The organism is Synergistota bacterium, from assembly GCA_025060595.1.
Lineage (GTDB): Bacteria > Synergistota > GBS-1 > GBS-1 > GBS-1 > 42-11.
Genome location: JANXBX010000009.1, coordinates 1 through 21,192 on the forward strand (window position 1 = coordinate 1; position 21,192 = coordinate 21,192).

A 21,192-nucleotide genomic window follows, 5' to 3' on the forward strand; every position below is an offset into this window, starting at 1 on the left:
GCTTTCTAAAAGGGAAAACACTTCTTCAATAGGAAGCTTGTAAAAGTCAGCCTGTTTTTTCATATGGCTTACCTCCTTGTTATGCTTAAGTTTTACATTGTGGCTACCCTTAAGGTATAATCTTAAACGTTATGAGAGTTATTTCTTACTCTGTAGGTTGGAAAAAACCTTTCTTAATATCTTTAATATCTACATTGATGCTTAATTCCTATTTAGGCATGTTTTTAGTATATCCAATCTATCTTAAGATAGTAGGAATTGATTCCATTAAAATCGGATTTCTCATGGGGTTATTTTATGTTGCTAACATGGCAATAAGACCTATAGGAAGTATGGTTCTTGAACGATTGAGTATGAAAAAGGCTTCTTTTTTAGCATTTTTCTTTTTATTCATAAGTGCAATAGGTTTGATATTTTCATTAAGTCCGAAAATTATAGCTTTATGGCGTTTATTAGGGGGGTTGGGTTACGGTATAGGAACCGTTTCTTTAACTGCATATCAATCTATAATAGTACCGGAAAGGATTAGAGGTAGCTCCTTTGCTTGGATTTCTGTATGTTATGTTTCTCCTCAACTTCTTTTCGTCCCAATAGCAAGCCACTTTATAAAAATTGGTCATTATATGGCTTACCTTTCAATGTTCTTGATTTTCTCTGTTCTATTTATATTAGCGTCTCAATTCTTAAATGAAATCAAGGATATAAATTTAGAAGAATGTAATTCCTATAATAATAATGCACCATCTTGGGGAACATATAGAGAATTACTAAAAACAAAAGGTATCTTTACATATATTATTTCTATCCTTACATTCTCAATAATTAATGGAACTATACTTATGTATGCGACAACTTTACTTTACGAAAAGGGACTTCATCCTTCTCTTTTCTTAAGTATAAACGCTTCTGTTGCTATGATCATAAGGATAGTGGGTAACAGGATGTTAAACCAGCTTAACAGATATAGATGGTTAGGATTGTCTCTACTAATAATGATCTTTTCCACATTTTTAATGGGACATTCTTCAAAAAGCGTTCACTTTATTTTACTTTCTATTACTTACGGAAGCGGTATGGCTATAAGCTTTCCATTCCTCTTAGCAATAGCCTCTGATATAACAGTTTTAAGTCTTCGTCCTAAGGCATCAGCTCTTGCTTGGTTAACAATGGACTTTGGTTATGTCTTATCTCCGATAATCATAGGAATTACGTCTCATGTAAAAGATATAAGCTTTTCCTTCAAAATATTATCTATTTTTTGCCTCCCAACGGCTTTGTTGATAAGCTATTTGTGGAAACAGTTCTTAACAGAAAAGCGCTTAAATGAGACGATCAGACCATAAGCTTTCATATGGAGGTCTAACACCTTTAACATCTTCAATTAAGCTTCTTATTATTTCTCCCTGGCTTGGAGCATATATTATATCTCCATGAGGTTCATAAGGCATACTTCCGTCAAAAACTTCAGCTATCCCCCCTATGCATCCTTCTTCCAAATGAGCTATAAAGGGCATCCACATCAACTCTAAAAATTCCGTTTTTTCCGGAAAATACGTTCTTAAGGCAGTGAAAAAGTGCCCTAGAAGCCAAGGCCAAGCCATTCCTCTAAAGCGAGCCTTAAATTTTTGGACTTCATGACCTTCTTCTTTTCCCTTATACTTCTTATCCAAAGGAGCCAGTGTTCTCAACCCATATGTAGTATAGAGATGTCTCCATATATTATTAAGAGCCAATCTACCTAAGTCTTTCGGAACAACACTGAAGGGAAGGGACATACCAAAGATTTGATTAGGTCGAAGTTCTTTTTTCTCATCTGTATCTTTGAAATAGCCTTCCTCTTCAATCCAAAATGTTAAAATGAAATTCTTTCTGATCTTATCTAACAATGTTTCATATTGATGTTTAATATTTAAAGCATCTGAAACTTTAGACATAAGAAAGAGCATATTATACCACAGAGCATTAAGTTCTATTAATTTTCCTTGCCTTTCTACAACATATTCGTCATTTATCTTTAATCCCATCCAGTTATTTGAAGGATCCTCTTCTAGTAGTAATCCATCATTGTCAACTTTCTTGTTTTCTATTAGAAATTCGACAAAGTTTCTGAGCTTTGGCAGGATGCCTCTTATAAACTCGAGGTCATTTGTATAAGCCAAAAATTTAGTTAAAGCATATGCAAACCAGAGCGTGGATTCATACCCCTTGTAAATTGGTTTTTCCTTTTCTATTTCACATGGAAGACCCTCGTCAACAAAATAATCTATCCATCTTAGGAAACATAATTTTGCTTCATCTACTCTTCCAGTAGAGAGTAGAAGTCCAGGTAAGGAAACAAATGTTTCTCTAGCTCTTTCCTTACGAGACGGATAACCAGAAAGAATGTTTTTCAGATCATTTCTGTCAGATAGAAGCGTATCCCCAACCTTGACTAAAAGGGATAAAGCTGGATCCTTATATGGTAAGTTATCTAATAAGTTTTTATGAAGTCTTTCCTTTAGTCCGCAAACTCTGTCAAAATTAAGATCAGTTATATTAGCTTGGGTTAAAATTTCTATAGTTACACTTTCGCCTTCATTAAGATGAACGAGAAAATACCCAGGACTCCAAAAGGTTTCCTTTGAACCGTCTTCTAAATATTCAACGTTTTCGTAGATACGGAGGCGTGACTTATACTCACCAGAACTTGCTCTTATCATCAGTTTATCCCTACCAACATCTACTATTGTTCCAAGTTCTACTAAGTGTTGAGGAGGTATTTCCTCTGAAATTTTCGGTAAAAGAGGAGATATCTCAAAAATAATGGATTCTGTACAACATAGGATTTGATAATTTATAAGCAATTTTTTTTCCCAAAACAGAATCCGCTTCCTAAACAAAGCTTCATTTATGGAATAGATATAGGTAGGATAGGAGTCAAATTCAACCCCAGTTATATATCTATACCCATCTGGATATACAACTCCAGCATACCTATTTGTCGAAATAAAGCATTCTTTTTTCCCAATTTTAACTTTTTCTTCAAATTTAATTAGTATTGGATCTTTATCCTTCAAAAAGAGACCATGAAATTTCTTTGTAGGAACTTCGATTAAAGTAGTGGCGGCGAATCCCCCTTTTCCATCAGATAATATCCATTCTTTTGAAACTCCTTTTTCAAAGCTGTTTATTTTCGATTTTCCAAAAAACAAAATTTTCTCCCTCCTTTCGGATTTCTAAAATTTTTCTTATTTTTCTTAAGGCTCTGTATACGCTCATTTTAGATAATGGGGGATCCATCAATGCACCAATTTCTTTTAGGCTCAAGGATGGATGCTTTATCCTTAACTCAGCTATCTCTCTTAATTTGGCGGGAAGTTTATTTATTCTATCTCCCAATTGATCTATAAGAATCCTATCTTTAAGAGAAGCGGAAGCAATTCTTTCTGCATTAGCAGCATCGCAGTTGGCTTCTCTGTTGGCTTTCTCTCGTATCCTTTTAACAGTACGTACGTCCTCAAGCTTTTTTAAAAACCTTTCAGCGCCTATAGTTTTAAGAACAGAGCCTACACTCGACATATTTCTAAACATTATGTAGTACCTATTATTCCTAATTCTAAGACTAACACTTAATCCTTTTTCTCTCAAAAACCTTTCAATATAAAGAGCAAGATCTCTTTGAGGTATACCTATTTCAAGATGATAGCCTTTCCAGGGTTTAACCATGCTTCCACATCCCCAAAAAAGTCCCCTCATAAAATCTCCCCAAAGACTATCATTTAAATATGCAAGAGGATCTTTTGCAAATTCTGGAAATTTTCTGAGAAGTATTTCATATCCATTTTTATATTTGGCTTTCAAAGAATACTTCTCCCCTATAATATCAAGGTATTTACAAAGTTTTCTCGTTTCAGATGGTGAATCAAGTTTTATCTTAAAAGAGGGCTCCGCTTTTGCTGATAGGAAACCACTTATTTCTGCTTTTATAGCTTCCTCGCTTAAAGCAATTTTTTCTAATATTTCTTCTCTTAATGAGGTATAAAGAGACATTCAAACTCCTCTCTCTCTGAAAATTTTTAAAATAGCTTCAGCGAGTTTATAAGAATCATGTCTTATTACTCCATCTTTTTCGCAAACTAAGTCTAAGCATACGAAGATAGGTTTTTTATTATCTAAGGGAATATCAACCTTTACAGGTTCGGCTCCTTCAGCTTTATATTTTTCGAGCATTCTTGACGAAATAGAACCTATATTAACAATTACATAGTCTATAACATCCTCTCCCAGGTATTTCTTTATTTCCTTTAGATGATCAATAACGCTAAATCTTTCTGTTTCTCCTGGCTGGGTCATTATATTGCATATATAGAATTTTATAGCACATGCATTTCTAATTGCTTCAACAACGTCCTTAAATAGTAAACTAGGAATAAGACTTGTATAAAGACTCCCCGGTCCTATAACTATTATATCCGCTTTTTTGATAGCATCTAAAACTTTCGGAGATACAGATGCTGTGTAAGGAATTATTTCAATCTTTGTTATCTTTTTTCCAATCTTTGGAATTTCTGTCTCTCCTTCAATGAAACTTCCGTCTTCGAAAAAAGCTTTAAGCCTTACATCACTTAATGTAACTGGAAGAACTTCAGCTTCTATTCCTAAGATTTTCCTTAATTTATTAACCCCTGCTAGAAAATCTCCTTCGCTTTCGGAAAGTGCTAAAAGGACAAGATTTCCTAGCGAATGCCCCTTTAGTTCCCCCCTCTCAAACCTATATTTAAGTATAGACACCCACGGATTGTTTGTCTCGGCAAGGGAAAGCAAACAATTCCTTATATCACCTATAGCTACACCTCCCCAATCTTTCCTTATTCTTCCGCTTGAACCTCCTTCATCACTTACAGTAACCACTGCTGTTATGTTAACTGTATACTTCCTGAGGCCCTTTAACAGAGTAGAGAGTCCTGTTCCTCCACCTATAGCAACTATTTTAGGACCTCTTCTTTGTTCTATCTCTTGATAAATTTCATCTACAGAAAGCCCCCTTTTTCGGAGCTCTAAGTCAATAGAGAAAAATAGCTTAAAGAAGCTGATAACGACTAAAAATATACCTAATAGAATAAATAGAACATCTATATAAAAACCATCAGGTTTACCTATGCTCAAACCGCATAGAAAACCACCTATAATTAGGATACCTATCCATCTTTTGAGCCCAAGGCCAGGTAAAAACCAACTTTTCATTCTTTATTTATGTCTCTATGCACCACCTTGAGGTTAGGATACCCTTCCCTACGTAAGTATCCTGCTACTTCTTCTGCAACAACAACTGAACGATGTTTTCCGCCTGTACAACCAAACGCTATATTTACATAGCTTTTTCCTTCCTCAAAATATTTTGGCATTAGGAAATTAAGTAAATCATAAAGTTTATTAAGGAATGCTTGGGTTACTTCGCTTGAAAGAATGAAAGATTGTACTTTTTTATCTAAACCACTTAAGTTTCTAAGTTCTTCAGAGTAATAAGGATTAGGTAAAAACCTTAGGTCAAAGACAAGATCTGCTTCTAGCGGAATTCCATACTTGAATCCAAAAGAATATATAGATATTAGTAATACAAATGGTCCTAGTTTTTCTTTAACCACTATTCCCTTAATTGTATTTTTAAGAGCCGCAGGAGGCATATTTGAGGTATCAATAATTAAGTCAGCTACATCTCTTAGTGGTTTCAGTATGGTTTTTTCTTCTTCTATCGCTTCTCTTAAGCTTATTAGCCCATTTTGCAAAGGGTGAGGCCTTCGAGTTTCCTCAAACCGTCTTATAATGACTTCGTCACTAGCCTCAAGAAATATTACTTTGAAAGCTATGCCTCTTTCTCTGAGAAAAGATAAGCTTGCTTTTAAATCAGGAAGTAAATCCCTTCCCCTTATATCTATAACTAAGGCTATTTTCTCAAGACCACGGGAGAGAAGTGAAAGTTCCACAAGCTTTGGTATTAAAAGGGGTGGAAGATTATCTATACAGAAATAACCTATATCTTCCAGACTCCTTAATGCTAATGATTTTCCAGCTCCTGAAAAACCAGTTATTACAATAAGTTGCATTTCTCACCTCAAGAAAAACCTTAATGCCTCAACAACACCGTCTCCAAGAGGAGCTTTTGTGATATAGTGAGCATATTTTTTTAGGTTGGGGTCCGCATTTGAAACAGCTATAGCCAATCCAACTCTCTTAAAGACTTCGATATCGTTTTCACTATCGCCAAAAGCCATAACTTCACTTAAATCATACTCAAGTCTTTCAAGAAGTTTTTCCAAAGCTACTCCTTTATTGGCTTTGGGGTTAACTACTTCTATATAGGTTGGGAAAGATCTTGCTACATAAGCTTTTCCATTCAAATAATTTTTAAAGAATGCTAGATATCTATCTACTAATTTTGAAGTTTCAGCAAGCAGCAATATCTTAAGAATTAGTTTTTCTTTGAAAATCTCACTTAAGTTTTTTGCTACCATAACTTCTTCTTTTACATAGTTCATATAAAACTTTAAAACTTCAGACATTCTAAGAGCTAGCATTCTGTGAGGGGTAAAAAAATGTGGAGAAAATCCAGGGATAAGATGTAATAACCTTAGCACTTCTAATATAGCTTTCTTATCAAGAGGTATTGTAAAAATTATATCTCCGTTCAGGCTTTCTATTAGTGCTCCGTTGCAAGATATAATAGGAAGGTCGCTCCCGATCTTTTTTGCAAAATCTCGAGCAGCCATTGTCAGTCTTCCTGTAGCAACAACAATTCTTATACCAAGATTTCTTACTCTCCTAAATTCCTCTACAACATGTGGTTCTATGTCACCTTCTCTAGAAAGAAGGGTACCATCTAAGTCCACAACTATAAGTTTTATTTTATTTTTCCACATTCCTTATCCCTTCCTTTTAATACTCTAATGCCATGTAAAAGAAGAGGCATTATAATATCTAAACTTTCAGCAACTCCTTTCGGACTGCCAGGTAAATTAATGATTAGGGTTTCTCCAACTATACCGGCAATAGCTCTGGACAACGCTGCAAAAGGTGTAGATTTATAACCTTCTATCCTCATAATCTCTGGTATACCCGGAACTTCTCTCTCTATCACTCTACGTGTAGCTTCAGGCGTTACATCTCTCTTGCTCCATCCGGTTCCCCCACTTGTTAAAATTAGGTCACATTTAGCTTCCACAAACTCCTTTATTTTTTCAGTTATAGTCTCGAGCTCATCTGGAACTATAGCATAGTGAGTAACTTCTCCTCCAATTTCTAGTATTTTCTCTTCTAAAATTTTTCCACTTACATCTTTTCTTTCCCCTCTTGAACCCTTGTCACTCGCAACAATAACTCCCACATTAAGGCGCTCTAATATAAACACTTCATCTCCTATTTTTACCCTTCCCTCTTTCAGAACCTCAGCCCATAAGCCATACTTTTTAACAATACCGTAGCGTCCTCGGGTATTAATAATACTTTCACTACCAATAGATCTAATTTTAACCACAAGCTCACCGATTTTGAGAAAGTCACCTACGTTGGGAAACAAATCTCCTTTGATTGTTATATCTTCAACGAAACCCTTGAGGTCAGCAGGATGCAAGTTTTCTTCTTTTAGATAATTTATAGAAAAAATAACTATTTTTTCTCCTTTGAAAAATCCAAGCTCGAAAGTTGGTAGCTTTTTCCCAGAAACAGAACTTACATTGAGAGATAAAACTTTACCTTTCTCTAAAGAAGTCACCGCTTTTTCCTCCTCTTTTGCTTACAAGATGTACATCCTTTATAACTATTCCCTTATCTAAACTTTTACACATATCATAAATGGTTAAAGCAGCTAAAGTCACAGCTGTTAAAGCCTCCATTTCAACACCAGTTCTTTCCCTAGCTTTTACCTTTGCTATTATTTCTATAGAAAATTCTTCTGGAAGAAGCTCAAAATCAATGGAAATATGATCCAAAATTATAGGGTGACATAAAGGTATAAGTTCGTGCGCTTTTTTGGCTCCTATTATTCCAGCTATGCGGGCAGCTTCTCTGGGATCTCCTTTAGGTAAATTTCCTTCTAATAAAGAGGTATAGACCTTTTCTCCCAAAACAATTTTTCCACAAGCTACAGCTTCTCTTTCTGTAAGATCTTTATCAGAAACATCTATCATTTTGGCCAAAAGCATCACCCTCCTATTTTTGACATTGGACCTAATTTTCTGTCTTTCAAATCAAACCATCCTCTTGGTTTAAGTTCGATCGCCCTTTTTATTAGTAAAAGAATGTTTTCCTCATCAGATCCCTCTCTTATTGCTTTTTTAAGATCGACTTCAGGTCCTCCAAACAAACATGTTTTAATTCTTCCATCGGCTGTTAATCTTATTCTATTACAGCTTCCACAAAAATGATGGCTGATAGAACCGATAAAACCTATTACTCCTCCCCAAGGTAATTTAAAATACTTAGCTGGTCCAGACCCACTCTCAAAATCAAATTTCTCAAGGGAATATTTTTTTTCTATAATTTCTTTTATCTCATCTATGGAGATAAAGTTCTCTTTCTTCCAAATAGAACTGCTTACTGGCATAAACTCAATAAATCTAACCACAAGATTAGTATGTTTTGTTATGTTTACAAATTCCATAATTTCATCATCATTAAAGCCTCTTATAGTTACCACGTTAAGTTTCACTTTAAAGCTGTTTTCAAGAAAGATCTCTATACCACTCCAAACATCTCTTATGTCTCCAAAGCGCGTAATATACTGATACTTACTAGGGTCAAGAGTGTCCAAACTAACGTTCAAAGAATCTAAGTTTACATTTAAAAGGTCTTTACAGAAGTTTTTAAGGAGAATACCGTTGGTAGTTAAAGAGACTCTAACTGATGGAAACGTTTCTTTCACTTTTTTAAGGAAAGGTACAAAATCTTCTCTTACTAAAGGTTCTCCTCCTGTGAATCTCACCCTTCTAAGGCCAAGCAGGACGAAACAATTAATAATTTTTAATAACTCCTCATATCTTAATATTTCTGAATTAGGAATTAATTCAACCCCACTAGAAGGCATACAGTATCTACATCTTAGATTACACCTGTCTGTTACAGAAATTCTAAGGTAACTTATAGTTCTACCAAAGCTGTCGACCAAATCTATCTTGCCCATCTATATCCTCCTAAAGATAAGACCCTATTTTTAAAAGATGGGCTGTCTAAGATATCAAGAAGGATCCTAACTTGCGGCAGAACTAAGTGCTCTTTAAGCGTTATTAAATCGTATTCCTCCTCGAATAAAGGTATGAAATCTAACCCCAGAATTTTGGCTGCGGAGTATATTCCTATTCCCACATCGGCATTTCCCGAAGCTACTCTAATAGCTACGCCAAGGTGGGTAAATTCTTCATCATCATATCCTTTTATAGATGATGAGGATATGCCTTCTTTCTTAAGTAAATAATCAAATAGAATTCTTGTGCCTGAACCTCTCTGTCTATTAACAAAAACTATATCCTCTCTCGTAAGATCTAATAGACTTTTTATTCTTTTAGGATTACCAGGTTTAACCATTAATCCCTGTTCTCGGTAGAGAAATTTAATTATTTCCACAGCTTCTCCAGTTAAATGCTTTTCTATATAAGGAATATTATACTTTTCGGCTTTATCATCAAAAAGGTGAATTCCAGAAATATGAGCCTCTCTGTTTTTAAGAGCAAACAATCCTCCTAAACTACCTATATGCACAGAAACAAAGCGAAAGCCTGGATAGAGCTTGCTAATTTCGTCAGAGATTATATCAAGACTAAGGTCATGACTACCTATAAAAAGAATGGTTCCTTCTAATTCTTCCCTTTTTCTTAGAAGATTAACCTCAATCTTAGAGCCTCTTTCCAATTCAATGACATTTCTTGGGATTAAAGCATAACCATCCGCTTTTCCTAGAGATGAAATATTACCAGCTCCTCTAGGCAAAGTAACAGCTACCCATCTACCTGAAACTTTACCTAACCTTACTCTTATAACTTCCTCTATTCCTTCTGTGGAAACCAATCCTTTAGAAAGATAGGCTTCTATTTTATCTGGACGAAAAGGAGGTACCCCTAAATAAGCCGAGATTAAAGGGTTAACAAAGAAGTTTAACCCCACCCACGCAGAAACAGGATACCCTGGTAGACCAACAACTGGTTTTTCTTTCACCTTTCCAAGAATGAGGGGTTTGCCAGGTTTACAAGCGATTCCCTCAACTACGATCTCTCCCAAAGCAGCTATAACTTCAGCTGTAAAATCCTTCTCTCCCTTAGATGAACCAGCTCCTATTATAACTATATCGTAGCTATCTATCTCCCTCCGTAAAGAGTTAAGGATTTCTTCATAATCATCATGCAATATATCTTTAACTACTACATCTCCTCCCCATTCTTTAATAAGAGCTTCTAACATTAAGGAGTTACTTTCATAAGCTAGTCTATTTTTAAGTTCTTCTCCTATTGGAGCAAGTTCATTTCCTACAGGAATGAAACAAACTTTAGGTTTTTTCCAAACCCAAAGTTCATTTATACCAGAAGCAGCAATCAATTGAAGTTCTTGAAAACCTATACGTCTACAGGACTCTAAGAGTAGCTCCCCCTGAGAAAAGCTTTCACCAGGAAATCTTATATTTTCACCTGTTCTAAGACTTCTTAAAATCTTCAAGCTGGTGCCTTCAAAAAGTGCTTCTTCTTTGGGAAGAACTGCATCGTATTCCTGAGTTATTGGAAAACCTGTATTTACGGGAATATAATCATCTATAATTACAGGGTTGTTTTCAGTAGCTTTTACCGTTTGACAGGACCTTAGAGCAAACCCATCCATTCCAGAAAGCTTAAGAGGGGGAGAGGATATAGTTGCAAATACAGCTCTTGAGGTTACACGACCTAGCGCTTCTTTTAGTGATATTTTTTCTTCACCTATAGGAGATGGATTTAAACTTGATAACCAGCACTTTAAAGCTTCTTCTCTTGGTAAAACTCTTTTCAGATATTCCAAACTTCTACCACCTCTCCTTTATTATATCCCTCGACATGCTCAGGTATTCTTATTAGAAAACCTCCTTTTGCTATTCTACCTATTGCCCCAGATTTCCCTAAAACTGGTACAACTCCATTACTACTTAAGGAAGCTATTACAAATTCCTCAACACCAAGTTTAGAAGGGAGATTTGTAAGAAGTGGCAAAAATAAAGGCTTATCCTCTTCTATTCCTAACATTCTTTCAATTATCGGAATTAAGAAAACTCTTGCTGCAACTATGCTGGAAACAGGATGACCAGGTAAACCAAAAACAGGTTTGTTTCTTATCCATCCTGCGATTGTGGGTTTTCCTGGCGATATATTTATACCTTCTATTACTAAATTTCCGTTAAACTTCTTAAATAACTCTTTGGTGTAATCTCTAGCTCCTATAGAACTACCACCTGAAAATACAACTACATCACTTTTTTCTAATGTTTCCTCAAGTGCTTGAAGAAGCATATTTAAATCATCAGGAACCACACCATATATCCATGGATCAGCGCCCCAGCTTCTAAGAAGAGCATATAAAGTAAATGAGTTTATATCATAGATTTTTCCCAGAGAAGGTTTAGCTCCAGGAGAAACAATTTCGTCTCCTGTAGAAACAATGCCCACTTTAAGCTCAAGGATTTCAACTTTATTAAAACCATAAGCAGCTAATAAACCCACTTTGCCAATGCTTATTCTTTCACCAAAATCTAATATAGTGGTTCCCCCTAACCAGTCCTCACCCTTTCTAAAGATATTTTCCCCAGGTGCTACCGATTTATAAACTTGGACTGTTCCTTGAGACTCCTCTACGAATTCATTCATTACTACTGCATCAGCACCTTCAGGAAGATAAGAACCAGTAAAGACTCTCACTGCTTCTCCCGGAGAAATAAAAATGTTAGGAACTTCTCCGACCTTAATCTCTCCTATAAGAGTTAGGTAAGCAGGCATTGACTCGGAAACACCTTTCAAGTCTAAATGATTTACAGCATATCCATCACGAGTGGAACGAGACAACTCTGGAAGATCAAAAGGAGCCGTGATTCGAAGAGCAGACCTCCTGCCTATTGTATCAACTAAAGATACACTCTTAGATCTAAAACCTATACTTCCTTCCTTACTTAAGAGATCTATCGCTTCCTCACGAGATATGACCCTGCGCATGAAGTTCCTCCTCTAATGCTATTAAAACATCAACTATGTTGTCGTGAAACAGAATGGTCGCATATTCATCAAGATAAGTGGGCTCTTTATTAACTATAACAAGTTGGCTGCCATGAAGTAATGCTTGACGTGGAAAATCTGCAGCCGGCATAACTACCAGCGAAGATCCAAGAACTATCCAGGGATAACCACCATAGGTAAGTTTTGTAGCTTCTAAAATAGCTTTTTCCGGAAGAATTTCACCAAATAAAACTACATCTACTTTGTAAACACCACCACAGTTACAGTAGGGGACCTCACTTTCTTCTAGCAAAGCTAAAAGTTCTGTTGAGGAAATTCCATGTCCACATTTCATACAATGTGCTTCTTTTATGTTACCATGAAGCTCTATTACTTTTAGAGAACCTCCCTTTTGATGAAGTCCATCAATATTCTGGGTTATAACTGCTTGAATAAATCCAAATTTTTCAAGTTTGCCTAATATTCTGTGTCCTTCATTTGGTTGAGCTTTTAGGAGAGTAGAAAGTCTTTCTTTGTAAAATTTATAGAAAACTTTTGGATTTTCTCTTAAAGCATCTATAGAGGCTACCTTAAAGGGATCAACTTTACTCCAAAGACCATTAGGACTTCTGAAGTCAGGAATACCTGAGGCTGTTGACATACCGGCTCCTGTAAATATAACAGCAGGCTTTTTTTCAACTAACAATTTAGCTAAGCGCTTTATTTTCTGCCTAAACTCTTGCATATTTTAAGGCCTCACCACATTTACAATTTCTCTCAATAGGAATACGTTCTATCATTTTTAAAACTACTTTTCTAGCTTTATCTATATTTTCTTTAAATATCTTTATAACATCTTCAGCAGTAACAGGGCCAGCCTCTCCCTCAATGCCTACATCGTAATCAGTTATAAGAGATATGTTTACATAGCACATCTCAAGCTCTCTCGCTAATACAGCCTCGGGATACTGTGTCATATTTATAACTTCCCAACCCATCTGAGAATACCATTTACTCTCAGCTCTGGTTGAAAATCTTGGCCCTTCTATTACAACAACAGTTCCTTTCTCGTGAAGATAAATACCTATTTCTTTTATAACTTCAATAGCTATCCTTCTAAGTTCGGGACAATAGGGATCTGCAAAACTTACATGCGTTACAATAGGTCCATCATAAAAAGTATCTATTCTTCTAAAAGTTCTATTAACAAGTTGATCACAAACAACAAAATCACCAGGCTTAACATGCCTTTGAAGGCTTCCTGCAGCACATGGGGCTATAATTCTCTTTACACCAAGTTTTTTAAATGCATAAAGGTTAGCTCTATAGGGAATCATGTGAGGAGGATAACGGTGATCTTTACCATGCCTTGGGAGAAAAGCAACTTTCTTTCCAGCTACTTCTCCAATCGCAATTTTGTCGCTTGGTGCGCCATAAGGAGTTTCAATTTTTATTTCTTCGTAATCTTTCATTAGTTCGTAAAATCCTGTCCCCCCAAAAACTCCTATTTCTACTTTAGTACTCACATTCAACACCTCCTTATATGTCAAATATAATGGTAGCTTCATAAGAGCCATCATTAGATCTATGTAAGCTTAGATTATAATAGGTAGCTGCTTTTACATAACAAACCACTTCTTCCTTTAGCACTTTAAAGCATTCGATCTTGGCTTTTAAACTCGATCCTTTTAGTTCAACAATTTCCACATTTCTAAAAGCATATTCCCTACTTTCAAAAAGATATATAAGTTCGTTAAGCCACATCACAATAAGCTCTTCTACATCTCCAGCTTCCAGTTCTATTAAAAACTCCTCTTCAAGGGGAAAATTATTTCTTTTAAAGGAAAACATTATATTTAATAGCCCAAAAGCTGCTTCTTTAAACAATCCTTCTAAAGATTCCGATCTAACCTTTATGCCTACGTCTGCTGTGTGTTCAATAAACTCTATCATACAAACCACTCCTTGAGGGATCGTAAACAATCATGATTAGTTAATTCTATGTGAAGAGGTGTTATAGAAATGTATCCATTAGATACAGCCCATATATCACTTTCATACTCAAGTTTTTCTATAACATCCCCACTTATCCAATAACAATGCTTTCCCCAAGGATCATTATACTTTAATACTTTACCAGAATAAATTCGATAACCCTGTTTTGTAAATCTCACACCTCTTGGATTTCGAGGATAATTTATGCTTAAAAAAGTATGCTCCGGAAGTCCTTTTTCTATAATTCGAGGGAGAAACTCTTTGACAAAAAGTGCAGCTTCAATAAAAACATTGGGATCTGTTGAATCAGCAGAAACTGCTATCGACGTTATACCAAGCAAAGCTCCTTCCATTGCAGCACCTACAGTTCCAGAATAAATTATATCTATACCTAAGTTTAAACCTCTGTTTATTCCAGAGATAATAGCATTTATCTTTTTCCCCTTAAGAACCTCACTCACTCCTAGTATAACACAATCAACAGGAGTACCATCACAAGCATAAACTTCTTCACAACCATCTATGGATATTAAATCGCTAACACGCTGGATCCTTAAGGGCCTACGCAAAGTTATAGCGTGAGCTATAGAACTTCTTTCAGAATCAGGAGCAACTATTACAAGTTCATCAAGATCTTTAAGAGATTTTGCTAAAGCAATAAGCCCTTCTGAATATATACCATCGTCATTTGTTAAAAGAATGGCCATATTTTTACCTCCCTACTTTAATAATTAATAAGTTATCTCAAAATCAAAAAACTCTCCCTTAAATTCTTCCCAAGTATAGTCAACTCTTTTAACGCTTGCAAAAGCTGGACCTCTATAAAGGTAAGAAAGAAGTTCCTCTAAAGCCTTTTTTTCTCCCTCTGCAAGAACTTCAACGCTTCCATCAGCATTATTTTTAACCCAACCTTTAAGTCCAAGCCTTTTTGCTTCCCGCTTAACAAAATATCTAAATCCAACTCCCTGAACAATTCCATATACTCTTGCCTTCAAGCGAGCTTTACTCAACTTTATTAAACACCTCTCAGATTAGAAAATATAATATAGAAAAAATAATAGGCAACATGATTTTTCTCATTATTCCAAGACCTATAAGAAGCAAAAGTATAATCATACCATACTTTTCTACCTCCCTGTAATATCTCTCAAGTTTGTATGGTAAGAAGTAACTTATGATTCTTGAACCGTCAAGAGGAGGAAGGGGTATTAAATTAAAGACCATAAGAGACAAATTTATAATAAGCGCATTAAAGAAAAACCTCTCTGTAGCCCAACCTAAATGGAATCCAAACTTAAAGGGAAGAGCAAAAAACAAAGCGAGGATGAAATTTATACCCGGACCAGATAAAGCTACTAAGGCCATGTCTCTTCGTGGCTTTTTAAAATTAGCAGGATTTATCATTACAGGCTTAGCCCATCCAAACCTAAAAAACAGTAACATTATCGTTCCTAAAACATCAAGATGAGCAAGAGGATTTATAGTTAATCTCCCGGTAAATCTTGGAGTAGGATCTCCAAGCTTATCAGCTAGCCATGCATGGGCATATTCATGAAAGCTTAAGGCTATAACAACTGCCGGAAAACTTAATATCAAATCAGAAAAAGACGTTAACACACCTACGCACTCTCCTTCCTTAATCTTTCTAATATATCTTTTTGGGATCTTAGACCTTCCTCAATTTGAAGTTTTAGAATCTCCATTTTTATCCTATCATATGTACTTCCCATATTGGAAGCTATTTCTTTTATTTCCTCTTCGGAAAAAATAGGCTTAGCTTCTATAAATTTTTCCCATAGGGGGACCACATTCTCATCAAAACATAAAGACCAAAATTTAACAACACCTTTTCTTACCTTTTTCATAAGCTTATATTTTTCAGTAAAACTCAGGTACTTCAACGACTTCCAAGATGGGATAAGTGAGAGAGATTCTCTAATATCTTTAGAGAGTTGGAATCTGAGACCCCATTCTTTAGACTTATTTATATCCTGCAAACCAAAGATGGTGTATAATAGAAACTCTTTTTGCTCCTCAGATGAGAGACACTCCCGGGCTATTTTATTTAGGACCTTCCTTTCCAAATCTCCTAGACTGATATCAACGCTTTGCCAAATACCAAACTCATCCATAAGAAATATAATATCTACTGCCTTTTCCTCTTTAAAAACTTCTTCAATCTCTTTCCAAAATCTTACCCACCCTATGGAAAAGAGCGCTCCCTTATTTATGGCTAATGTAATTAATTTTCGAGTTTCTTCATCAAAATCAAAGGAAAATCTTACCTTTAGTCTTATTCCTCGAATTATACGGGTCGGATCCTCTATAAAAGAATAAGGCTTTATAACGCGAATAAAACCCCTTTCTAGATCTTCTAAACCATAAAACGGATCATAAAGTAGTCCAGCCTCTTCGCAAGACAAACCAAAAGCCATAGCATTTATAGTGAAATCTCTCCTATATAAGTCCTCAATCAAAAAAGCTGGCAAAACCTTTGGTAACGAACCAGGTTTTTCATATAACTCTTTTCTACAAAGAGTTATATCAAAAGTGTGATAACCCATTTGAAGCTTCATTGTTAAGAAAGGAGTTTGCTCCTTTATAGAAAATCCCTCTTTTTCTACTTCTTTCATAAAAGAAACAAGGTCTCCTTCTACTAGAAGATCTGGCTCCTTATAAATAAAATTCTTTAATATTAAATCTCTTACAGCACCTCCAACAATATAAAGTTTCATATTCAATTTAGAAGCTATCTCGGCAAGTTTTACTAAATAAGGATAAGAAGGAATTTTTTTTAATCTTTCAAGAAGTTCTTTTCTATAAAGAGCATAACACCTTTTTCTTGTGGGTAGGGAATAAATGTAATCTGATATTTCTCTCACTAAACCATATTTTCTATATATATCTGTATCGCTTTCTCTAAACCAGCCTACTTTCTCTTTTTTCAGAAAAATTCTAAAGTACTTTTTCATATATAAGCTTTCTTCCACTAATGGGCTTATCTTCAATATTATAAGCCTCTTTAACTAATTTAATAGCAGTTTCTAAAGAGGCTGCTGACCGATAAAAAATTTCTGCCAAAGGTTCCTCTTTGCTAACCATATCCCCCTCTTTTTTCAATAATTTTATCCCTACTCCTCTATCTATGTCATCTTCCATTCTTAATCTTCCTCCACCTAAAACAAGAATTGCTAAACCTATTTTTTCAGCATCAAGAGAAGTAATAAAACCCTCTCTGTTTGATTCGACTACAAAACTATAAGGAGCAAAGGGCATGACTTTCGGATTTTCTATTACCTGAGAGTTTCCACCTTGGGCTTCTATCATTTCTAAAAATTTTACAAGAGCCTCTCCCTGTTTTAATTTCTTACACAGAAATTCTCGGCTTAATGGTCTTCCTGCGAGTTCGCTTAGCGCTACTCCCAAAGATAAAACAACTTCCTCGAGATCAGGAGGACCATTCCCTTTTAAAGTAGCTATTGCTTCTTCAACTTCGAGAGAGTTGCCAACCATATAACCAAGAGGTTGATTCATATCAGTTATAATAGCACAGGATTTCTTACCAAATTCCTTCGAAATAGAAACCAAGAGCTCAGCGAGTTCTTTAGCTTTATCAAAGTTTTTTAGGAAAGCTCCTTTTCCCAGTTTTACGTCAAACACCCAGATATCCGTTCCTGAAGCAAGTTTCTTTCCAAGAATACTGGAAACTATAAAGGGGATTGACTCTGCTGTGGCTGTGACGTCTCTCAAAGCATATATTCTCTTATCAGCAGGGGCAAGCTCTTCAGTTTGCCCAGCTATTACTAGACCTATACTTCCTAAAATATTTTTTATTTCCCTTAAGGAAAGATTCGTTTTAAAACCCGGAATAGACTCTATCTTATCAAGAGTACCCCCAGTGAAGCCTAGTCCTCTACCAGATAGCTTAGGGAATAAAAAACCACATGAAGCCATTAGAGGAATTAAGACTAGGCTAACTTTGTCTCCGACTCCACCAGTACTGTGTTTATCAAGCTTAGGTCCATAAAAATCACTTAGATCTAAAAGCTTTCCAGAGTATGCTATAGCTTCAGTTAAGGCTTTGGTTTCCTCCTTAGACATACCTTTAAAGTATACTGCCATACAAAACGCAGAAACTTGATAGTCAGTTACCTTTCCTTCCATATATCCTCTTATAAAATTCTCTATATCTTTTTTGCTAAGTTCAAAACCATCTCTCTTTTTCTTTATTATTTCAGAAAAAATAATCATAGTTCTTCAAGACAAAAAGAAAGGATTTCTTTTAAACGGTTTTTACAAGTTTTCATAGTTTCAAGGACTTTCTCATGAGTAATAGGAGATACACCTTCAGTGCCTATAGCTTTATTTGCTACCCCTACTATACCTAAAACTTTGAGTTTCATTTGTTTTGCTACAATGACCTCTGGAACAACGGACATTCCAACTACATCTGCTCCTAAAAATTTCAAAGCTTTAACTTCTGCTGGAGTTTCATAGGATGGACCACTGAGACCAGCATAAACAGCTTCTTTTAAATTAAACCTGGATTTAAGAAGTTCCCTAATCTCAGAATCATAAGCTTCGGACATATCAACGAATCTTTCTCCGAATCTGGTGTCGTTAATCCCTATTAACGGATTTGTGCCTATAAAATTTACATGATCTTTTATGAGTAATAAGTCTCCCGGATTTAAATCTTCAGATATTCCTCCTACAGAAGCCGTAACTATAAGAATTTTGACTCCCCATAAAGCTAAAACTCTTATAGGGAAGGTGACTTCCTCCATCTTATATCCTTCATAGAAATGCACCCTCCCTTGAAGAACAACGAAAGATTTGTCTTTCTTCTCCCCCCACCATAATTTTCCGTCATGTCCGGGAACTGTTGGGATAGGAAAGTAAGGTATATCTTTATAAAAAATAAACCCTAAAGCTTCTAATTCTTCTGCTAAGCTGCCAAAACCAGATCCTAATAATATTGCTATATGTGGAATTTTATTTTTAAACCTTTTTTTAAGGAAAATACAACTTTCTTCAACTTTTTCAAACAGTGATTTCAATCCCCTCCCCTCCTTTCATCATGCTCTAGGATGGGATTTTTTATAAACCTCCTTTAAATGTTTTATATTTACATGAGTATATATCTGAGTAGTAGTAAGGCTTGCATGTCCGAGTATTTCTTGTAAAGTCCTTAAGTCAACCCCGCCTTCAAGTAGATGAGTAGCAAATGCATGTCTTAAAGAATGCAGAGTATATTTTTCACTCAATCCAGCCTTTAAAAGGTAATTTTTAAAACGGTACCATAATGCTTCTCTTGAAATTTTTGCTCCATAGGAGTTTAAAAACAAAAAACCAAAATCCTTCCTTTCACCAAGAAGTTTTGGTCTAACTTCTTTTAAATATTTTTTAATCCAATCAAGAGCCTTTCTACCTATAGGAATTAATCTTTCCTTATTACCCTTACCTTTGCATTTTAAAAACTTTTCTTCAAAATTAATATCATCAAGTTTTAAATCAACAAGCTCAGAAACTCTTAAACCAGAAGCATAAAGTAGCTCTAGTGCAGCCCTATCCCTAATTCCTAAAGGGCTTTCTATATCTATAACGTTAAAAAGGTGTTCCACTTCTTCCCTGGAAGGGAAAAGCGGAAGGCGTTTCTTTAAAGGTAAAGAGGGTATCCTGGATCCTCCTAGATCAAACTGAGGATCCAGGATACTCAAGAACTCAAAAAAAGCTTTTAAAGAAGATAATTTTCGACCTAGTGTAGAATTTTTAAAACCACAAGCTCGAAGATACTCTATGTAACTCTTTATTTTTTCTTCCCAAGCTTCTATATAGGTTGTTTCAACGTATTCAAGAAAACCAACCACATCCCTTAAGTAAGCGTTCAGTGTCCTTTGAGATACCCCTCTTTCAGTTTTAAGAAACCCTTTAAACTTATCAAGAAGTTCTCTCATTACTACAAAAGAGGATATAGTAAAGAATACCAGCTACGCTTTTCGCATCTCTTAAGTTCCCTGTTTTTATTTTCTCTTTCAGATCTTCAACGGAGTGTATTTCTACTTTAATTCGTTCATCACTATCGAGCTTTTGCTCCTTTTTTTCAAGTCCTGTTGCTAAAAATAAATAGATCTTCTCTGTACAAAAGCCAGGGCTAGAATAAAAGCTTGTGAGTTCTTCTACCTTTTGAGCTCTGTATCCTGTCTCTTCAAGAAGCTCCCTTTTAGCACATTCAATAGGAGTTTCTCCTTTTTCCAGGGTTCCAGCAGGGAGTTCTAATAACTCCTCCCCCACAGCGTATCTGTACTGTTTAACCATAACTATCTTTTTGTCATCTAATACAGGTACCACTACTATGGCTTCATTATGTTCAATTATTTCTCTTGTAGCAGTCCTATCATCATCAAATATTACTTCATCTACTCTAAGATTTAATATCTTTCCCTTATACAAAATTTTTTTGTTAAGCGCTTTTTCCATACTCTAGCCCCTTCCTAAAGGCTTTTTCATTAATTTCAAACATAGATGCTTTTCTATCTCCCAAAACCTCTTTCAAAGCAGACAAAAAGGCGCCTTCACTCGGAAAACCTCTTTTAGAAATATACGCTCCAAGCATTATGAGGTTAGCAACTCTTTGATCTCCTAGTTCAACTGAAAGTTGAGTGGCAGGAATAGCTATAACATCTATATCTTTCCTCCTATCGTCATAATAAACTAAAGAATTATCATAAATTAAAAGCCCTTTTGACAGAAGTTTTGGAAGAAATTTTTCTAAAGAAGGCTGATTAAATACGAAAAGCACATTGGGAAAACTTATGATTGGGGAACCTATCAAGTCATCTGATATGGTTACAGCGCAGTTTGCCGTTCCCCCTCTCATTTCAGGGCCGTAAGAAGGAATCCAAGTAACATATTTTCCCTCCTTCATAGCAGCTAAAGCAAGTAGCCTTCCCGCTAGAAGAATTCCCTGGCCGCCAAACCCCGCTAAGATTATTTTTTCGTTCAT

At 35.5% G+C, this 21,192-nt stretch carries 23 protein-coding genes; 1 reads left to right on the forward strand and 22 read right to left on the reverse strand.

Annotation, left to right across the window (positions count from 1 at the left end):
- The first annotated feature begins 131 nt into the window (after positions 1-131).
- Complete coding sequence (locus tag NZ900_06880) at positions 132-1,343, forward strand: MFS transporter (GenBank protein MCS7233814.1); 1,212 nt, start codon at positions 132-134, stop codon at positions 1,341-1,343.
- On the opposite strand, the gene NZ900_06885 is transcribed toward NZ900_06880, so the two are convergent.
- The 22 genes from NZ900_06885 to NZ900_06990 are packed head-to-tail and all read right to left on the reverse strand — an operon-like array spanning position 1,320 to position 21,192.
- Entirely contained in the window at positions 1,320-3,191 is a 1,872-nt protein-coding gene (locus tag NZ900_06885) for an amylo-alpha-1,6-glucosidase (protein MCS7233815.1), read from the reverse strand. The genes NZ900_06880 and NZ900_06885 overlap by 24 nt on opposite strands.
- The gene (gene whiA / locus NZ900_06890) at positions 3,157-4,029 is read right to left on the reverse strand and encodes a DNA-binding protein WhiA (GenBank protein ID MCS7233816.1); all 873 of its coding nucleotides are present in this window, start codon (positions 4,027-4,029) and stop codon (positions 3,157-3,159) included. Before whiA ends, NZ900_06885 begins: the two co-directional genes overlap by 35 nt.
- Positions 4,030-5,223 (reverse strand): YvcK family protein, encoded by a 1,194-nt coding sequence (locus NZ900_06895; protein ID MCS7233817.1) that lies wholly within the window; start codon positions 5,221-5,223, stop codon positions 4,030-4,032. It abuts the gene before it with no gap.
- Complete coding sequence (rapZ, locus tag NZ900_06900; protein MCS7233818.1) at positions 5,220-6,083, reverse strand: RNase adapter RapZ; 864 nt, start codon at positions 6,081-6,083, stop codon at positions 5,220-5,222. Before rapZ ends, NZ900_06895 begins: the two co-directional genes overlap by 4 nt.
- Positions 6,084-6,086: 3 nt before the next feature.
- A complete protein-coding gene (locus tag NZ900_06905; protein MCS7233819.1) occupies positions 6,087-6,896 on the reverse strand; it encodes a Cof-type HAD-IIB family hydrolase in 810 nt (269 codons plus the stop codon).
- The gene (locus NZ900_06910; protein MCS7233820.1) at positions 6,878-7,747 is read right to left on the reverse strand and encodes a molybdopterin-binding protein; all 870 of its coding nucleotides are present in this window, start codon (positions 7,745-7,747) and stop codon (positions 6,878-6,880) included. Before NZ900_06910 ends, NZ900_06905 begins: the two co-directional genes overlap by 19 nt.
- On the reverse strand, positions 7,725-8,162 hold the full coding sequence (gene moaC, locus NZ900_06915) for a cyclic pyranopterin monophosphate synthase MoaC (protein ID MCS7233821.1): 438 nt from the start codon (positions 8,160-8,162) through the stop codon (positions 7,725-7,727). Before moaC ends, NZ900_06910 begins: the two co-directional genes overlap by 23 nt.
- Before the next feature lie 14 nt (positions 8,163-8,176).
- Entirely contained in the window at positions 8,177-9,154 is a 978-nt protein-coding gene (gene moaA, locus NZ900_06920) for a GTP 3',8-cyclase MoaA (protein ID MCS7233822.1), read from the reverse strand.
- The gene (locus NZ900_06925; GenBank protein MCS7233823.1) at positions 9,142-11,010 is read right to left on the reverse strand and encodes a molybdopterin biosynthesis protein; all 1,869 of its coding nucleotides are present in this window, start codon (positions 11,008-11,010) and stop codon (positions 9,142-9,144) included. The genes moaA and NZ900_06925 overlap by 13 nt, the downstream gene beginning before the upstream one ends.
- Positions 10,998-12,191, reverse strand: a complete 1,194-nt coding sequence (locus NZ900_06930) for a molybdopterin molybdotransferase MoeA (protein MCS7233824.1) — start codon at positions 12,189-12,191, stop codon at positions 10,998-11,000. Before NZ900_06930 ends, NZ900_06925 begins: the two co-directional genes overlap by 13 nt.
- Positions 12,169-12,936: an NAD-dependent deacylase gene (locus NZ900_06935; protein MCS7233825.1), complete on the reverse strand. Its 768-nt coding sequence runs from the start codon at positions 12,934-12,936 to the stop codon at positions 12,169-12,171. The genes NZ900_06930 and NZ900_06935 overlap by 23 nt, the downstream gene beginning before the upstream one ends.
- Positions 12,923-13,717 carry an S-methyl-5'-thioadenosine phosphorylase gene (locus NZ900_06940; protein ID MCS7233826.1) on the reverse strand — a complete coding sequence of 265 codons (795 nt, stop codon included), beginning with the start codon at positions 13,715-13,717 and terminating at the stop codon, positions 12,923-12,925. Before NZ900_06940 ends, NZ900_06935 begins: the two co-directional genes overlap by 14 nt.
- 13 nt (positions 13,718-13,730) lie before the next feature.
- Positions 13,731-14,144 carry an archease gene (locus tag NZ900_06945; protein MCS7233827.1) on the reverse strand — a complete coding sequence of 138 codons (414 nt, stop codon included), beginning with the start codon at positions 14,142-14,144 and terminating at the stop codon, positions 13,731-13,733.
- On the reverse strand, positions 14,141-14,893 hold the full coding sequence (gene surE / locus NZ900_06950) for a 5'/3'-nucleotidase SurE (GenBank protein MCS7233828.1): 753 nt from the start codon (positions 14,891-14,893) through the stop codon (positions 14,141-14,143). Before surE ends, NZ900_06945 begins: the two co-directional genes overlap by 4 nt.
- A 24-nt stretch (positions 14,894-14,917) precedes the next feature.
- Complete coding sequence (locus NZ900_06955) at positions 14,918-15,196, reverse strand: acylphosphatase (protein MCS7233829.1); 279 nt, start codon at positions 15,194-15,196, stop codon at positions 14,918-14,920.
- 16 nt (positions 15,197-15,212) lie between these two features.
- Complete coding sequence (locus tag NZ900_06960) at positions 15,213-15,803, reverse strand: site-2 protease family protein (protein MCS7233830.1); 591 nt, start codon at positions 15,801-15,803, stop codon at positions 15,213-15,215.
- A 2-nt stretch (positions 15,804-15,805) separates the two neighbouring features.
- Positions 15,806-17,194, reverse strand: coding sequence for a hypothetical protein (locus tag NZ900_06965; protein MCS7233831.1), 1,389 nt, complete (start codon positions 17,192-17,194; stop codon positions 15,806-15,808).
- Positions 17,142-18,437 (reverse strand): thymidine phosphorylase, encoded by a 1,296-nt coding sequence (locus NZ900_06970; GenBank protein MCS7233832.1) that lies wholly within the window; start codon positions 18,435-18,437, stop codon positions 17,142-17,144. Before NZ900_06970 ends, NZ900_06965 begins: the two co-directional genes overlap by 53 nt.
- Entirely contained in the window at positions 18,434-19,246 is an 813-nt protein-coding gene (locus NZ900_06975; protein ID MCS7233833.1) for a purine-nucleoside phosphorylase, read from the reverse strand. The genes NZ900_06970 and NZ900_06975 overlap by 4 nt, the downstream gene beginning before the upstream one ends.
- An 18-nt stretch (positions 19,247-19,264) precedes the next feature.
- Positions 19,265-20,143 (reverse strand): tyrosine recombinase, encoded by an 879-nt coding sequence (locus NZ900_06980; protein MCS7233834.1) that lies wholly within the window; start codon positions 20,141-20,143, stop codon positions 19,265-19,267.
- Entirely contained in the window at positions 20,127-20,666 is a 540-nt protein-coding gene (locus NZ900_06985; GenBank protein MCS7233835.1) for an NUDIX hydrolase, read from the reverse strand. Before NZ900_06985 ends, NZ900_06980 begins: the two co-directional genes overlap by 17 nt.
- Positions 20,650-21,192, reverse strand: a complete 543-nt coding sequence (locus tag NZ900_06990; protein ID MCS7233836.1) for a 2-oxoacid:acceptor oxidoreductase family protein — start codon at positions 21,190-21,192, stop codon at positions 20,650-20,652. The genes NZ900_06985 and NZ900_06990 overlap by 17 nt, the downstream gene beginning before the upstream one ends.

Bases quoted from the DNA above. Each gene is read 5' to 3' on its own strand.
- NZ900_06880 (MCS7233814.1), top strand. From the start codon at position 132: ATGAGAGTTATTTCTTACTCTGTAGGTTGGAAAAAACCTTTCTTAATA.
- whiA (MCS7233816.1), bottom strand. From the start codon at position 4,029: ATGTCTCTTTATACCTCATTAAGAGAAGAAATATTAGAAAAAATTGCT.
- NZ900_06895 (MCS7233817.1), bottom strand. From the start codon at position 5,223: ATGAAAAGTTGGTTTTTACCTGGCCTTGGGCTCAAAAGATGGATAGGT.
- rapZ (MCS7233818.1), bottom strand. From the start codon at position 6,083: ATGCAACTTATTGTAATAACTGGTTTTTCAGGAGCTGGAAAATCATTA.
- NZ900_06905 (MCS7233819.1), bottom strand. From the start codon at position 6,896: ATGTGGAAAAATAAAATAAAACTTATAGTTGTGGACTTAGATGGTACC.
- moaC (MCS7233821.1), bottom strand. From the start codon at position 8,162: ATGATAGATGTTTCTGATAAAGATCTTACAGAAAGAGAAGCTGTAGCT.
- moaA (MCS7233822.1), bottom strand. From the start codon at position 9,154: ATGGGCAAGATAGATTTGGTCGACAGCTTTGGTAGAACTATAAGTTAC.
- NZ900_06930 (MCS7233824.1), bottom strand. From the start codon at position 12,191: ATGCGCAGGGTCATATCTCGTGAGGAAGCGATAGATCTCTTAAGTAAG.
- NZ900_06935 (MCS7233825.1), bottom strand. From the start codon at position 12,936: ATGCAAGAGTTTAGGCAGAAAATAAAGCGCTTAGCTAAATTGTTAGTT.
- NZ900_06945 (MCS7233827.1), bottom strand. From the start codon at position 14,144: ATGATAGAGTTTATTGAACACACAGCAGACGTAGGCATAAAGGTTAGA.
- surE (MCS7233828.1), bottom strand. From the start codon at position 14,893: ATGGCCATTCTTTTAACAAATGACGATGGTATATATTCAGAAGGGCTT.
- NZ900_06970 (MCS7233832.1), bottom strand. From the start codon at position 18,437: ATGATTATTTTTTCTGAAATAATAAAGAAAAAGAGAGATGGTTTTGAA.
- NZ900_06980 (MCS7233834.1), bottom strand. From the start codon at position 20,143: ATGAGAGAACTTCTTGATAAGTTTAAAGGGTTTCTTAAAACTGAAAGA.
- NZ900_06985 (MCS7233835.1), bottom strand. From the start codon at position 20,666: ATGGAAAAAGCGCTTAACAAAAAAATTTTGTATAAGGGAAAGATATTA.
- NZ900_06990 (MCS7233836.1), bottom strand. From the start codon at position 21,192: ATGAACGAAAAAATAATCTTAGCGGGGTTTGGCGGCCAGGGAATTCTT.